The 15,110-nt window shown below is 72.6% G+C and carries 10 protein-coding genes; 4 read left to right on the top strand and 6 right to left on the bottom strand.

All coding sequences use genetic code 11. The features are described from left to right. Positions 1–265 precede the first annotated feature (265 nt). The 4 genes from AB0G15_RS19130 to AB0G15_RS19115 form a co-directional block, all read right to left on the bottom strand. Complete coding sequence (locus AB0G15_RS19130) at positions 266–2,287, bottom strand: AAA family ATPase (RefSeq protein WP_362841220.1); 2,022 nt, start codon at positions 2,285–2,287, stop codon at positions 266–268. 511 nt (positions 2,288–2,798) lie between these two features. Beyond that, entirely contained in the window at positions 2,799–4,445 is a 1,647-nt protein-coding gene (locus AB0G15_RS19125) for a DNA repair helicase XPB (RefSeq protein ID WP_362696079.1), read from the bottom strand. A 308-nt stretch (positions 4,446–4,753) separates the two neighbouring features. After that, positions 4,754–5,341 (bottom strand): hypothetical protein, encoded by a 588-nt coding sequence (locus AB0G15_RS19120; protein WP_362841217.1) that lies wholly within the window; start codon positions 5,339–5,341, stop codon positions 4,754–4,756. A 299-nt stretch (positions 5,342–5,640) separates the two neighbouring features. Beyond that, on the bottom strand, positions 5,641–8,076 hold the full coding sequence (locus AB0G15_RS19115) for a helicase C-terminal domain-containing protein (RefSeq protein WP_362841214.1): 2,436 nt from the start codon (positions 8,074–8,076) through the stop codon (positions 5,641–5,643). A gap of 145 nt (positions 8,077–8,221) precedes the next feature. On the opposite strand from AB0G15_RS19115, the gene AB0G15_RS19110 reads away from it, so the two are divergent. Then, positions 8,222–10,105, top strand: a complete 1,884-nt coding sequence (locus tag AB0G15_RS19110) for a hypothetical protein (protein WP_362841211.1) — start codon at positions 8,222–8,224, stop codon at positions 10,103–10,105. A gap of 43 nt (positions 10,106–10,148) precedes the next feature. Here the strand turns inward: AB0G15_RS19110 and AB0G15_RS19105 are convergent, their stop codons facing one another. Then, positions 10,149–10,772, bottom strand: coding sequence for a helix-turn-helix domain-containing protein (locus AB0G15_RS19105; RefSeq protein ID WP_362841208.1), 624 nt, complete (start codon positions 10,770–10,772; stop codon positions 10,149–10,151). Positions 10,773–11,100: 328 nt separating this feature from the next. Between AB0G15_RS19105 and AB0G15_RS19100 the strand changes: the two genes are divergently transcribed. Both AB0G15_RS19100 and AB0G15_RS19095 read left to right on the top strand, forming a co-directional pair. Continuing rightward, positions 11,101–11,730, top strand: a complete 630-nt coding sequence (locus tag AB0G15_RS19100) for an HAD family hydrolase (protein WP_362841205.1) — start codon at positions 11,101–11,103, stop codon at positions 11,728–11,730. A 90-nt stretch (positions 11,731–11,820) separates the two neighbouring features. Next, positions 11,821–12,219 (top strand): cold-shock protein, encoded by a 399-nt coding sequence (locus AB0G15_RS19095; protein ID WP_362696091.1) that lies wholly within the window; start codon positions 11,821–11,823, stop codon positions 12,217–12,219. 192 nt (positions 12,220–12,411) lie between these two features. Here AB0G15_RS19095 and AB0G15_RS19090 read toward each other — a convergent pair whose 3' ends face one another. Beyond that, on the bottom strand, positions 12,412–14,055 hold the full coding sequence (locus AB0G15_RS19090) for an MFS transporter (protein WP_362841202.1): 1,644 nt from the start codon (positions 14,053–14,055) through the stop codon (positions 12,412–12,414). Positions 14,056–14,236: 181 nt separating this feature from the next. On the opposite strand from AB0G15_RS19090, the gene AB0G15_RS19085 reads away from it, so the two are divergent. Then, positions 14,237–15,052 carry a DUF3027 domain-containing protein gene (locus AB0G15_RS19085; RefSeq protein WP_362696095.1) on the top strand — a complete coding sequence of 272 codons (816 nt, stop codon included), beginning with the start codon at positions 14,237–14,239 and terminating at the stop codon, positions 15,050–15,052. Positions 15,053–15,110 lie beyond the last annotated feature (58 nt).

Below are 15,110 nucleotides of genomic sequence, written 5' to 3'. Positions count from 1 at the left end.
CGCTGTTCCTCACCACCGAGGCCGTCATCGCCGAGAAGCCCGAGAAGGCCGGAGCCGCCCCCGCCATGCCCGGCGGCGGCGACATGGACTTCTGAGTCCACGCGCTTTCGAAAAAGAGGCGACCCCGAAGTGCCGGGGCCGCCTCTTTTTGTTTCCGCGCTCAGCCTTGTTTCCGTGCTCAGCCTTGTTTCCGCGCTCCTTGTCGTCGTACTCCGGGTTGTCGTACTCCGGCGCCCGGCGCGGTGGCCCGCGCGCGGCCCCGGGGCTAGCCGAGCTGCGCGGGCAGCGGCCTGGAGTGCAGGACGGTCAGGGAGGTGACCGCGCGGGTCAGCACCACGTAGAGGCGGGCCAAGCCGCGGGGTTCGGCGTCGACGATGTCGGCGGGTTCGGCCACGATCACGTGGTCGTACTCCAGGCCCTTGGCCAGGGAGGCCGGGATGACCAGGAGGCGGTGGTCCTCGACCGTGTCGGGACTCAGCACCCGATGCTCCAGGTGGGCCAGCGCCTCGGACACGGCGCCCACCGAGGCGTCGGGGACGATGACGCCGATCGACCCCTCGCGGGCGAGCGCCTCCTCGGCGGCGCGGGCCAGCGACGCGGCCAGGTCGGGCGCCGGGCGCACCAACAGGGAGCCCGCGCCGGGGCGCAGCGACCGGGGCGCGGCCAGGTCGGGGGCGACGGAGGGCAGCAGCCTGGCCGCGTAGTCGAGGACCTCCCGGGGCACCCGGAAGCCGAGGGTGAGCTCGGTGACCGCGCCGTCCTCGAAGCCGAGATGGGTGAGGACCTCCGTCCAGGAGCGGGCGGACCAGGGCGTGGTGCCCTGCGCGAGGTCGCCCAGCACGGTGGCCGAGCCGGTGCGGCAGCGCCGCCCCAGGGCCCGCAGCTGCATGGCCGACAGGTCCTGGGCCTCGTCCACGACCAGGTGGCCCAGCGGGACGGTCCGCTCGATCATGTCGGCCAGCTCGTCCATCAGCGCGCCGTCGGCCGCCGACCACTTGGCCGAGCGGAAGGACTTGGCGGGCTTCGCCCACAGCAGCAGCGACTGCTCCTCGGCCGTGAGGTCGTCCTTGGCCGCGGCGGCGAGGAAGGCGGGGTCGCTGAACAACCGGTGGAGCACCTGCTGCGGGGTCAGCTTGGGCCAGACCAGGTCCACGAGCTGCCTGACCGGCTTGGACCTGGCCACCGCGTCCTGCACCCGGTCGTCGGGCGACTCGCCGCGCTGCTCCATCCGGACGAGCACCAGGTGGGCGAGACGCTGGGCGAGCGTGGCGCGGCCCGGGCCGTAGCGGGTGGTGCCGCGCAGCGCGGCGACGATCTCGCGGACCTCGTGGTCGGCCACCCGGTAGCGGTTGATCCCCTTGGTGAACAGCACGCCCTCGGTGGGCTTGACGACGTGCATCCACAGGGCGCGCCCGAGCACGGGAACGATCCTCGCGTCCCCCTTGATCGTGCTGACGGCGGGGTCCTCGGGGGCGGAGTGATCGCCGAGGATCCCGGCGGCCGTGGTCTGGTCGACCTTGACCTCGCCCAGGGCGGGGAGCACGGAGGAGATGTAGGAGAGGAAAGCCCGGTTCGGGCCGACGATCATCACGCCGGACCTGGCGAGCCGCTCGCGGTGGGTGAAGAGCAGGTAGGCCGCCCGGTGCAGGCCGACGGCGGTCTTCCCGGTGCCGGGGGCGCCCTGGACGCACACGGTCCGTCCCAGGTCCGAGCGGACGATCTCGTCCTGGTCGGGCTGGATCGTCGCGACGATGTCGCGCATCGGCCCCGAGCGCGGGCGCTCGATCTCCTCGGTGAGGATCCTGCTCTGGGCGAGGGCGGCGCCGCCCTGGTCGAGGCGCTCGTCCTCGTAGGCGGTCAGGTCGCCGCCCCGGTAACCGAACCTGCGGCGCAGCGCGACGCGCATCGGGTCGGACGGGCTGGCCTGGTAGAAGGCCCGCGAGACCGGGGCCCGCCAGTCGATGACCAGGGGGCGGCTGCTGTCGTCGTGGACGTGCCTGCGCCCGACGTACACCGTGCCGGGAAGGTCGTCTCCCGCCTGGCGGTCGAGGCGGCCGAAGAACAGCGGCGTGCCGGAGTGGTCGGCGAGCGCCTCGACGCGCTGGTCCAGCAGCGCCTGCAGGATCTGCTGGGAGACCCAGTCTCCGGCGGCGTCGGAGGAGAGGGAGAGGGCGTGCTCGCGCATCGCGCGGAGCGCCGCCCTGGAGGCGGCCAGGTGCTCGCGCTCGGCGGCGAGGATCAGGGCGGGGTCGTCGGTTATGTCGGGGGCCAATTGATGTGCGGGCACGCTGAAGCGCCTCCCATTCGATAAACGGAGGTGGTGGTCATCGGGCAGCGAATCGACCAGCTTAGCGGCGACTCACCCGCGTCTCAAAAGGATTAACGCCGGACGGGGAGGCGGCGGTCGCGGCCTGTTGCACGGTGGTCGCCCTGCCGGCGCCGGGGAGGCGCGGCGCCGGAAGTCGTCTCACCGTGTTGACGACCGCCGCGGTGGCCGCCTGGGCGGTCGCGGAGGGCGTTCTCCTCGCGGACGGCCTGATCGTCCGGTCGTCACTTTGATCACCCGGCCGTCATCCCGATCGTCGGGTCGCCACCCCGATCGTTCGGTAATCACCCTGACACTCTCCGTCATTCTCCGCTGAAATAGCGAAAAAGCGCGGCAAACATGGTGACTCCCTCAGATCATGGGGGTATGTCGCCATTGGCCGCCAGGCCTAGCGAGGGGGTGGTTTGTTTGTCGAAAGCCCGCGGGATTTCGTGGACCTGACACAAAATGACGGCGTGTTCGCCAGGTGGGGTCAATCTCCGGCGAGCACGTCGTCCGCGTCGATGATCTGGTATGCGTACCCCTGCTCGGCCAGGAACCGCTGCCGGTGGGCGGCGAAGTCCTGGTCCACCGTGTCACGGCTGACCACCGAGTAGAACCGGGCCCCGCCCCCGTCGGCCTTCGGCCGCAGCACCCGGCCCAGCCGCTGCGCCTCCTCCTGCCGGGACCCGAAGGTGCCCGACACCTGGATGGCCACCGCCGCCTCCGGCAGGTCGATGGAGAAGTTGGCGACCTTGGAGACGACCAGGACCTGGATCTCCTTGTCGCGGAACGCCTGGAAGAGCCGCTCCCGTTCCTTGACCTTCGTCTCCCCCTTGATCACCGGCGCGTTCAGGTGCTCGCCGAGCTCGTCGAGCTGGTCGATGTACTGCCCGATGACCAGCACCTGCTCGTCCAGGTGCCGGCGGACCAGCGCCTCGGTCACCCGTGTCTTGGACGGCGTGGTCGCGCAGAACCGGTAGCGCTCCTCGGACTCGGCCATCGCGTAGGCCAGCCGCTCCTCGTCGGTCAGCGTCACCCGCACCTCGACGCAGTCGGCCGGGGCGATCCAGCCCTGGTTCTCCATCTCCTTCCACGGCGCGTCGTACCGCTTGGGGCCGATCAGGGAGAACACGTCGCCCTCCCTGCCGTCCTCGCGCACGAGCGTCGCGGTCAGGCCCACCCGCCGCCTGGCCTGCAGGTCGGCGGTCATCCGGAAGATCGGCGCGGGCAGCAGGTGCACCTCGTCGTAGACGACCAGACCCCAGTCGCGGGCGTCGAACAGCTCCAGGTGCCGGTAGACGCCCTGCCTGCGGGTCGTCATCACCTGGTACGTGGCGATGGTGACGGGCCGGATCTCCTTCTTCGTGCCGGTGTACTCGCCGATCTCGTCCTCGGTCAGCGAGGTCCGCTTGAGCAGCTCCTGCTTCCACTGGTGCGCGGAGACCGTGTTGGTCACCAGGATCAGCGTGGTCGCCTTGGCCTGCGCCATCGCCGCCGCGCCCACGATCGTCTTGCCCGCCCCGCAGGGGAGCACGACCACGCCGGAGCCGCCGTGCCAGAACGCCTCGGCGGCCTCCCGCTGGTAGGCGCGCAGCTCCCAGCCGTCCTCGGTGAGCGCGATCGGGTGGTGCTCGCCGTCGACGTATCCGGCCAGGTCCTCGGCGGGCCAGCCCAGCTTGAGCAGGTGCTGCTTGATGTTGCCGCGCTCGCTCGGGTGCACCACCACGCCGTCGTCGCCCAGGCGCTCGCCCAGCAGCGGCTGGATCTTCTTGGCTCGCAGGACCTCCTCCAGCACCGCCTTGTCGGTGCTGGTCAGGGCGAGCCCGTGGACCGGGTGCTTCTCCAGACGAAGCCTGCCGTAGCGCGACATCGTCTCGGCGACGTCGACCAGCAGCGCGTGCGGCACGGGATAGCGGCTGTGCGCGATCAGCGCGTCGATCACCTGCTCGGCGTCGTGCCCGGCGGCCCGCGCGTTCCACAGCGCCAGGGGGGTGATCCGGTAGGTGTGCACGTGCTCGGGGGCGCGCTCCAGCTCCGCGAACGGGGCGATCGCCTTGCGGCACTCCCCGGCCCGCTCGTGATCGACTTCAAGGAGCAGGGTTTTGTCCGATTGGACGATCAATGGTCCGTCAGTCACAGACTTCTCCCTTGGTCACCGCAGGTTACGGCGGATCAGCTCATGGTCGCACTCGTGGACGCCCGCAGGGTCGTCCCGCGCTCCCTGTATGCAACAGACGGGAACGTCCGGGCAGTCCCGTCCGACCCACGCGATCTCCCGCGCCAGTCCGTCACCTGCCCGTATGTCACGTACCCGCCCGTCGTGCGCCCGCCCGCCGGGTGTCCGCGCGTCGTGCGCCCGCCCGTCGGATGCCCGTGCGTCCGGACGTCCGGTCCTCGCGTGTCCGGTGTCGCGGGTACGGCTCCGGCGGGCGGTCCTCGGCATGGTCAGCTCGGGCCGAAGGCGCCGCTGAGGCCGGCGACGATGAAGAAGGCCACGCCCAGGACGAGCAGCACGATGTTGGCGCCGTTGCTGATCCAGGCCCACTTGAGCAGGTTCCGCGCGCTTCGCGGGTCGGTGTCGACCCTGCCCAACGCGAGGCCCGACAGGATGGTGCCGATGAGGCCGCCGGGACTCGCGAAGCAGCTCAGCGCGAGCACGAGGCTGATGACCAGGGCGACGATCGCGTGCGTCCTGACGCTCTCGACCTCGCGGGACGGCGGCGCCCCGTAGCCCTGCCCGTACCCCTGCCCGTAGGGCTGCTCGCCGTAGCCCTGCCCGTAGGGCTGGTCGGGATGGCCGGGGGTCTGGCCGTAGCCCGGGGCCTGACCGTACTCGGGCCGGCCGTACTCGGGCTGGCCGTATTCGGGCTGACCGTACGCGGGCTGGACGTACTCCGGCTGATAACCCTGCTGGGTCTGCTCGTAGCCGTACGGCTGCCGGTCGTGGCCCGGGGTCTGGCCCGGCCCCGTGGCGTAGGGGCTCTTCCAGTCGTCCGGGTTGGTGCTGGGGCCTTCGGAGTGACCGCTGCTCACTGGGGATCTCTCGCTTCTATGGAGCTCAGAACGTCAACTGTTATCACGATATGGGTCGTGAGCCGGGTATCAAGGACGAATGGACTCGGTCGCATCCCGGCGGCCGGAGCCCGGAGGAGGACCCTCGCGCCTTGGCGAGTGTCCCGCTGGACGACGCGGCGGGCGGTGCGCCGCCACCGGACCGTCGGCCGAGCTCGTGGCGGCCCCGTTCCGGAACCCGAGACTACCTCGTGCTCCCGCCCGGCACACCGTGGCCGTACGGGCTTTCCGGCCCCCGGCGGAACCCGGCAGGGGGCGTCTCACACGATGTCGGCTATGCCGGTGATGCGGTGCAGGGCGAAGCGGTGCACCGCCGCCCGCGTCTCGTCGTAGGCGGTGAGATAGCCGCCCTCCATCCGGGCGGGTTCGAGGATCCGGCTGGTGGCGTTGCCCTGGGAGTCGAGGTAGCCGATCCAGACCTGCGATCCCTGCCGGATGGCCTCGCGAAGGGCGGTGATCGTGGCGGTGGCGGGGGAGCGCGGCACCTGGCCGCCGGGGGCGGCCACCGGGGCGCGGCGAGCCTGGTGCGCGGCGTCGCCCGCGCGCACGGCGCGCACGGCGGCCGCCACCACGTCGGCCTCGTGGCCGCTGAACGTGACCGGGGAACGGCCCGCGGAGGTGCCCTCGGTCCGGCGGACGTCGAGCTGGGTGACGATCACGTCGCCGTCGAGCGACTCCGCCGCCGGGGCGTATCCCATCGCGCGCAGCGAGTCGACCAGCGCCGGCCGGGAGGACTTGGAGGCGATCACCGTGGGAGCGAGCCGCCGCAACCGCAGCGGGATCGCCCGCTTGTCGGCCATCACCTCGTCGAGCAGGGAGGGGTCGTCGCACCGCACGTACGCGCTCGCCGTGCCGACGCGCATCCGGCCGTGCCGCCTGGCCACGTCGGTGACCAGGTAGCTGAGCGGCTGCGGCACGGGTGTGGTCGAGTGGCGCTCCAGCATGGCCAGCAGCTCGTCGGCGCCCTGCCCGGCGTCCAGCGCCCGCCGGATCGACCGCTCGTCGAAGCGGTAGACCGTCGCGCCGCCGGTCGACTCCACCTCCGCCGCCATCGCCAGCCATCGCCGCAGGTCGCCGGTGAGCGGCCCGGGGGCGACCGCGGTCAGGTCGGCCTGAAGGAGCACGTGGTCGAGCGGCTCGGGAAGCAGCGGGAGCAGCAGGTGGGCGGCGGACACCGGGCGGCCGCCACCGCCCGGACAGGTCGGGACGGCCGAACCGCCGGCGCCGCCGGAGGAATCGGGGAGCAGGGCGCGACCGTGGGCCGCGAGCGCCCCGAGCCCGGTGACGCCGATCTGCTCGGCCTCGCGCAGCGTGAACTCCACCAGCTGGTCGCGGTGGCCTCCGCGACGGCGGGGCTGCTCCCAGGCCAGGCGCTCGCGCACCGCGTCGAGGGTCGGCGCCACCCCCGGCGTCGAGGCGAGCACGCCCAGGGTCGTGGCGCGGACCTCGGCGGCGGCTGGGCGCCGCAGGTCGGGATGGAGGGCGTTGAGCAGCCGGTCGCGCTCGTCGCGCTCGCCGATGACCCCCGGCACCCGGTCCATGGTGAGCCAGGCCGTGGCCAGCACCACCCAGCGGTCCTCCGTGGCCTTCACCCGCCAGCCGTCGTAGACGGGGGTGGGCATCCAGTCGCCGTCGACGGTGCCGCTGGACGCGATCAGCCCCGCCGCGTACGACACCTCGATGATCAGCCCTGTCACCCACTCGGGCAGGTCGAGCAGGCCCGCGGTCCGCTTGAGGTCGCGCACGGCCAGGCCGCCGCTGCGGAGCACGCCGGGCGGGTCGACGCTCCAGCGCTCGCACAGCTCCTCCACCGCGCGGGTGAACGTGAACGCCTGCCCGGCGGCCGTGCGGTCGGCGAGCCTCCGGTCGCGCTCGGTGCCCTCGGTCGCGGGCGGGAAGGGGGACAGGTCCCGGTGGACGCGGCCGCCGCGCAGGAACAGGGCGACCTCGCGGGGCAGCACCACGGTCTCCTCGCCGGTGGCGGCGAGCAGGGCACGGGAGAGGAGCTGCTCGATCGGCGACTGCGCGGTGGCGGCGCGCACCTCACGGCGGGCGTTGGGCACCCGGCCGCTGGCCGGGCCCCAGACCAGCTCGTTCAGCGCGGACCGCGCCTGCGGTGAGACCTCCTCGACCAGCCGTCCGACGATTTCCCCGTCGCCGAGCAGCGCGGCGAGTGTCTCCTTGGTGGCGCTCCCGGTGTCGCCGGTGGCGCCGCCGTCGCCCGTGACGTCCTGGACCAGCTCGGCCAGCCGCTCGGCGGGGTGGTGCCTGAACGCCTCCACGGCGGGCGGGCCGAGCCCCGCGGGAGCGTCGAGAACCTCCCGCACCCCGGGCGCCGGAGCCAGGGCGCGGTCGGGCCCGTAGATCAGGGCCATGGTGCGCAGCCGCTCGACCGTCTCCTTGAGGGCGCTCTGGAACTCCGGATCGGCCGTTCCAGGAAGGGCGCGGGCCATCTGGGCGCGCAGTGACCTGTAGGCGACCGGGCCGGGCAGCACGGCCAGCGTCTCCACGACCGCGAGCGTGAACCGGTCGAGCCGGTCGAGTGCCCTGCCCACCGCCGACGGGCTGCTGGCCCGCCCGGCCAGCCCTTCCAGGTGGGCGGGCACGGGGGTGATGAGCTCGGGTCGCGCGGAGACGAGAGCCCGCAACCGGTCATCGCTCCGGCCGCGCAGCCACTCGGTGAACTCCGTGCTCATTCCGCCAATGGTAGGAGGCTTGACCGACATCGCGCGGCCTGGGGGATTTCCGGGATCCCGCGAAGAGGGCCGGCCGATCACGTGATGGACGGTGAATGGGGGAAGAAGCTCACGAGCGAGACGATGTCGAGAGAGGATGGCCAGTGTGATCGAGCGTGCGGACCAGCTCGTCCTGGACTACGTCAGCAAGGCGGCCGACGCGGCCCACGGCGTGCTGCCGCCGAGGCAGCGGATCGACTTCGTCGCGGTGCTGCGCAGGCGGATCGACGCCGAGCGGGCCGGTGTGGACGACCCCGCCGCCGTGGAGAGGGTGCTGGCCAGGTTCGGCGACCCGGCCGCGCTGGTCCACCGCGAGTTGCGCCGCCTGGGGAGGGAGGCGCCCTCCCGGGCTTCGGAGAATCCACCGGGGCGCCCCGAGCCGCGGGTTTCCGAGAGGGGTTCCCGGGGTTCCCAGGGTTCTCGTGGTTCACAGGGCTCCGGGGGTTCCGGGGGCTCGCGTGAGGACTCCGGCACGGTTCCCCGGCCCCGGGAGGACCCCGTGGGGACCGCCGGTGGCTCCGGCCGCTCTGTCCGCGCCGCGGATCCCACCGTCACCTCGGCCGTCGGTCCGGTGGCCGCCGTGCCTCTCGCCGCCCCCACCCCGGAAGGTTCGGTCCCCGAGGACCGCGACCCCCCTCGGGAAGGGCACGTCCCCGAGGACCGCGACCCCGTCTCCAAGGGGGCCGACCCCGAGGGTCCCGCTCCCACGCCGCAGGAGGCGGTCTCCGGCCCGGGCGGCCCCGGTCGCACGCCGGAGGGTCCGCCGTCCCCGGCCACCCCCGATCCAGCGGCGCCCTCGCCCAAGCCCATGCCCAAGCCCTCGCCCACGTCCAAGCCCTCGCCTCCACCCTCGCCCTCCTCCACGCCGGGTGAGGCGGAGACGGCCGGACGTGCCTCGTCGGCCGCCCGCGGGAGCGCGCCGGGGGATCCCGGTCTCCCTCCCTCCCGCCGCCCCGTCCGGGGGCATCCGTACGCCTCGACGGGCGCTCGCCCGGATGCCGGCGAACCCGCGCAGGGCCATCGCGCCCCGGACCGTCCCGAGCCGGAGCGCCCGGAGCCGGGTGCTTCCGGGTCCTCGGCCTCGCGCGGGTCCAGGTGGGTGGAGCGGATCTTCCCGGCCCGCGCACGGTCGTCGTCGGCCGCTCCGGAAGAGCCGGAAGAGGACGAGCCCGGCGGTCCCCTCGGTAGCCGCCCGGAAAGCGGTGGAGACGCCGCGGACGAGTGGGAGGACGCGGTGGAGAGCGACCCGCCGACCGAGGAGATCCCGTCCGTACAGGACCCTCTCCCGCCGCCGGTGGCACGGAAGGTGACACCGGAGCAGCCTCAGGATCCGCAGGATCCGCAGGAACCGCAGGAACCACGGGAACCGCGAGGTGAGCGTGTGGAGGAGCCGAAGGGAGATGGGGCGAAGGCGCCGCTCGGGAAGCCGGGAGGCGCGGAGAGCCGCCCGGGGCTTCCGCCCGGCGTGGCCAGGGGGATGCGGGAGGCCGAGGAGCGGCTGGCCAGGAAACAGGCGCGAAACCGGCCCGACTGGCTGCGCCGGCGGCGCCCGGTCCGGTCGAGGGAGGACGTCGTCCCCGGCACCCAGGACGCCCGGACGATCCTGCTGGGCCACCGGCGCGAGATGGTCGGTCTGGCCCTGCTCGCCCTGGCCGGTCTGCTGATCCCCTTCCCGCTCGCCCCGATCGCGATCTTCAGGATCCCGGTGCTGGTCTGGGCCGTCGCGGCGCTCGTCGTGATCGCCTGCGAGAACTGGCACACCTCCGACAAGGCGCTCGGCCTGGCCGCTCCGATCGTCAGTTACTCCCTCGGCGGCGGACTGGTCGCTCTGGTGAGGGCCAGGAACGACCTCGGCACGGTGGTGGAGGAGTTCTTCACCATCAGCGGGCTCATGTTCATGCTCGGCACGGCGTGGGCCGTCTTCTGGCTGGCCTACCGCCTGCTCAATCCTCCGGTGCCCGTGGGAAGGGGATTCCGCCGGCCCGGGTGACACCGGTGGAGTCCTCCCGGTCCCCGAAGGGCCGCCGGGTCTGTCAGCCGATGGCCTGGACCGCCGGCCGGGGCAGCAGGCCGAGGGCGAGGCGCACCCAGGAGGCGACGAAGCGGTCGCGTTCCACGCGGCCGGGAGGCTCGCCCACGGTCTCCTCGAACAGCTGGTAATTGATCACTGCTCCGCCGAGCACGGCACCGATGGCGGGCCAGTCGGCGGCGGCTCCGGCGTACTCGGGCTGGGCGCGGAACCACATGGTGATCGCGTCGAACATGGGCTGCAGCAGACCTTCGCGCACGGTCACGACCAGCTCGGGGAACTGGCTCAGGTCGCGGAAGAAGACGCGCGTCAGCTGCCTCTCCTCACGCACCTTGGCCAGCCCCAGACCGCACAGGTGGGCCAGCCGTTCCTCGACGCCGGTCGAGGTGTCGACGACGCTGAGCTCGGCCAGGGTCTCGGTGATCTGTGCCCGCGTCCTGGCGGCGTGCTCGTTCATCGCCGCGGCCAGCACCTCGTACTTGGACTTGAAGTGCCGGTAGAGGCCCCCGGCGCCGGGAGACAGCCCGGAGGCGGCCTCGATCTCGGCCACCGAGGTCGCCGCGTAACCCCGTTCGGCGAACAGGCGCAGCGCCTCGTCGATGATCCGTTCGCGCGTCGATCTGGTCATTCTCTGCCGATACCTCCTCCGTGACCTTATCCAGTGCCGCCCGGGCCGGGTCGCACCGCACCGCGGCGCGTCGCCTCCCGCCCGGGCCGAGGCGGTTGCGGGTCCACCCGCGAGACGGCCCGCCGCCCGGTCTCACCGCCCGGTCTCACCGCCCGGAGAAGCGCAGGAGAGGGACGCGCACTCACCTTCCGGATAAGGAAATCTTTTCGCGAAGGCTTCCACGGCGGGGGGTCTCATGTACAACGCTTAGGGTTAGCCATGTTTAGGGTGATTTGGCATTCTTTGAGGGCTTCTCGGAGAATCCTCTTCGCGAAGCCGACAAGGAGCGGTGAGTGACCTGATGAACTCCGTGGGATTCGACCTCGACCTGACGCTCGCCGACACGCGCGCGGGCATCGCCGCCGTTTACGACGAGGTGGCGCTGCGTACCGGCGTCTTCATCGACAGCGTCGCCGTCTTGGCCAGGCTGGGGCCGCCGCTGGAGTGGGAACTGGCCAACTGGATGCCCGCCGAGGAGGTCCCCGCGGCCGCCGACGTCTACCGGGAGCTGTACCCGTCGATCGCGATTCCGGTCACCACCCTCATGCCCGGCGCGCGCGAGGCCGTCGAGGCCGTACGGCGGGCGGGGGGCCGGGTCGCCGTCGTGACGGGGAAGAACGCCCGTGACGCGGCGAGCACGGTCGAGTTCCTCGGCCTGGAAGTGGACGAGGTCGCCGGGTCGGTTTTCGGGGCGGCCAAGGGTCCGGCCCTCGCGGCTTTCGGCGCCGCCGCATATGTTGGAGATCATGTCGCGGACATCGACGCGGCACGAGCGGGGGGAGTCGTCAGCGTGGCGGTGGCGACGGGCGTCTATCCGGCGGGAGAACTACGTGATCACGGGGCCGATGTGATCCTGGGTGATCTGACCGAGTTCGTCGAATGGTTCGGCGGCTGGCGAACCCCCGCCGCTCTCGTGTAATTCGGGCCCCAATACACGGTCGCTCTCAGCGCCCGCTGGGCATAACCTACATCCATTCCTTTTCACGACAGTCTGAACGAGGTCACCCCTGTGCCGAGTGGCAAGGTCAAGTGGTACGACGCCGACAAGGGATTCGGCTTCCTCACCCGCGACGACGGCGGTGAGGTCTTCGTGCATTCTTCCGCGCTGCCCTCCGGCGTGGATTCCCTCAAGCCGGGCCAGAAGGTCGAATTCGGCGTGGCCGAGGGGCGCCGCGGCCAGCAGGCGCTCTCGGTCCGAGTGATCGACCAGCCCCCCACCCTCGCCAAGACCGCCAAGCCCAAGGGCAAGCGTAAGAAGCCCGACGAGATGGTCGTCATCGTGGAGGACCTGATCAAGCTCCTGGACGCGGTCTCCACGTCGTACCAGAGGGGCAAGCAGCCCGAGGCCGCGCACGCGAAGAAGATCGCCGCCGTGCTCCGGGCCGTCGCCGACGACCTGGACGACTGACCCCCGCCGACCGCCCCCGGTCGGCCCGATCTCCCACGCCCGCTCCGCGGCTCAGCCGTGCGGGTCCATGCTCTCCTCGAACGCCGAACGCCGAACGCCGAACGCCGAACGCCGAACGCCGAACGCCGAACGCCGAACGCCGAACGCCGAACGCCGAACGCCGAACGCCGAACGCCCGGAGACCCTCGCGGCTCAGCCGTGGGGGTTGGTGAGCGGTCTGGTCCGCTTCTCCGTCGGGGGGTCCCCGTGGTGCACGACCGCGGTGGTCGTCCCGGCGGGCCGAGGCCTGGCCCGCTCCTCCGGCGTCGCGTCCCGCGAGGGCCGTTCCCCGTTCGTCGCGGGGTGCGGCCCGGACGGGGCGGGACGCGAGTCCCTGGCGGCCTCGACCCTGGCGTCCACCTCGCGGACCCGCCTGCGGCGGCGTACCAGCAGCCAGCCGAGCGAGCCCGCCAGCACCGCGGCCATCACGGCCAGTCCCGCCGACCCGCCCGCGAACAGCGAGAGCCAGAGCCCGACCAGGCCGCCCAGCACCCAGGCGATCTGCAGGAACGCCTCCACCACACCGAACGTGGACGAGCGCACCTCCTCGCCGATCTCCCGCTGCACGATCGCGTCCAGTGCGAGCTTGCCCAGTCCCTGGGCGAACGCGGCGACCAGCGCGACCGCCACCGCGCTCCACAGCTGGAAGACGACGGCCGCGAGTATCGTGATCGCGGTCGTCATGGCGAGCGTGCCCAGCACGATGACCTGCGGGGAGTGGTTGCGCACCCACGAGGCCACGGCGGTGCCCGCCAGCCCCCCGACCCCGGCTGCCACCGCCAGCACGCCGATGGCGACCACCGGTGGCAGGCCGGGCAGGTTCTTGTCCTGGACGAGGAAGAGCAGATAGAAGAGCAGGAACCCGGAGTAGAGGCGAATGGCCACGTTGGCGTGCATCGCCTCGGCCACCACCGGGCCCACGTTCAGCATCGTGCGCCAGCGGGGCGGCCGCTCCTCCCCCTCCTCGTCCAGCCCCTCCAGGTCGGGGGAGTCGATGTGGCGCGGGAGCCGTACGGCCAGCACGCCCTGGAGCAGGAAGAGCACCGTCGCCCCGCGCAGCACCCACTCGGCGCCCAGCCAGGCGCTGGCGCCCGCGCCGATCGGCACCGCGACGCCCGCGGTGACCAGCGCGAACAGGGCGACCCGCGCGTTCGCCGTGACCAGCGCGATGTCGGCGGGCAGCACGCTCGGCATGATCGCCGCGCGGGAGACGTTGTAGGCCTTCGACAGCACCAGCACGGCCAGCGCCGCCGGGAAGATCGTGAACACGTCGCCGGGGACGATCGCCGCCGCCATCGCGAAGCAGAGCAGCCCGCGGCCGAAGAGGGTCCCGGCCATCACGAAACGCCGCCCGGAGCGGAACCGGTCGAGGACCGGGCCGACGAACGGCGCGACCACCACGAACGGGATCATCGTGATCAGCAGGTAGAGGGCGACCTGGCCGCGTGCCTCGTTCACCGGAAGCTTGAAGAGGGTGCCGGCCAGGGCGGCGGTGACCAGGGCGTCGCCCGCGCTGTGCGCGGCGGTCAACTCGATCAGCTGGCCCAGCCCGGTACGGCCCGCGCCCTGCGCGTGGGTCAGCCGCCGCGCGGCCCGGCCCGCCCGCTGGGTGCCGTTGACCGCTCCCCGGCCCGCCCGCGCAGTCGCCCGGCCCGCTCCCTTACCGGCTCGCGCCGTCACCCGGCTCGTGCCGCGGCCCGCGCGCACGGCGGCCCGGCCCGCGGCCGCGGCGGCCCCACCGACCCGCCGAGAGGCCTCGCCCACCGTCTTCCGCGCCCGTTCCCACCCAGCTGCCACGTATCCAGTCATACCCGAAGGGCGGGTGAGTTGTCCGGTGCGCTAGGTCACTCCGTGGACGATGGGATGTCCACGGTGCCGTTCGCTCCGGTCATGGGCGAGAATGAACTGTGAGCGCAGTGAGCGAGCGAGCCAGTAGGGACAGCAGCCGTCGTGCTGCGAGGCTGACGGGAGACGACTCGTGAGCCGGACTCGATCCCGCGCCGTGGTCCTTGACCAGGCGTGCGTCGCGGCCGTCGACCTGGCCAGAGCCGCGGTCGAGGAGAACGTCAGGCCCGGAGAGGTGGGCGACCACCTCGGGGTCGAGGGCGAGGGAGACCGTGTCGTCACCCATTACTTCGCCTGTCTCGACCGCGCCTACCGGGGTTGGCGCTGGGCCGTCACGGTCGCCCGGGCCTCGCGGGCGCGCAACGTGACGGTCAGCGAGGTCGTGCTCCTGCCCGGCGCGGGGGCCCTGATGCCGCCGCAGTGGGTGCCGTGGAGCGAGCGGCTCCTGCCCGGCGACCTCGGTGTGGGCGATCTGCTGCCCACCTCCGACGACGACGACAGGCTCGCGCCCGGTTTCACCGAGACCGACGACGACTCCGACCACCAGATGATCTTCGAGTACGGCCTCGGCCGGGCCCGGGTGCTCTCCCCGATCGGCCGCGACCGCGCCGTGCGGCGCTGGCACTCCGGCGAGTCGGGGCCGCACACCCCGCTCGCGCACGCCGCGCCCGCCCAGTGCTCCACCTGCGGCTTCTACTGGCCGCTCGCGGGCGCGCTGCGCACCGGCTTCGGGGTCTGCGCGAACGAGTACGCCCCCGACGACGGGCGGGTGGTCGCCGCCGACCACGGCTGCGGGGCGCACTCCGAGGCGGCCGTGCTGCCGCACCAGGTCGAGCCGACCTCGCCGATCCTCGACGATCTCTCCTACGACACCGCGGAGAACGGCGCGGAGCCGGATCTGGCCGGATCGGTGGACGACACCGCCTCCGAGCCGCTCGGTCACTCCTGACCCGGCGCCGCAGGGCCGTTCCCAACCCGGGGCACCGGGTCCATCCCGCCCCGCCGCC

This window comes from Streptosporangium sp. NPDC023825, from assembly GCF_040639575.1.
Lineage (GTDB): Bacteria > Actinomycetota > Actinomycetes > Streptosporangiales > Streptosporangiaceae > Streptosporangium.
This window is presented reverse-complemented; position numbering and strand designations above follow the sequence as displayed.

What these genes read in the sequence shown, in the direction of transcription:
- AB0G15_RS19115 (WP_362841214.1), bottom strand. Translation starts at nt 8,076, where the DNA reads ATGAGCACGGAGTTCACCGAGTGGCTGCGCGGCCGGAGCGATGACCGG.
- AB0G15_RS19105 (WP_362841208.1), bottom strand. Translation starts at nt 10,772, where the DNA reads ATGACCAGATCGACGCGCGAACGGATCATCGACGAGGCGCTGCGCCTG.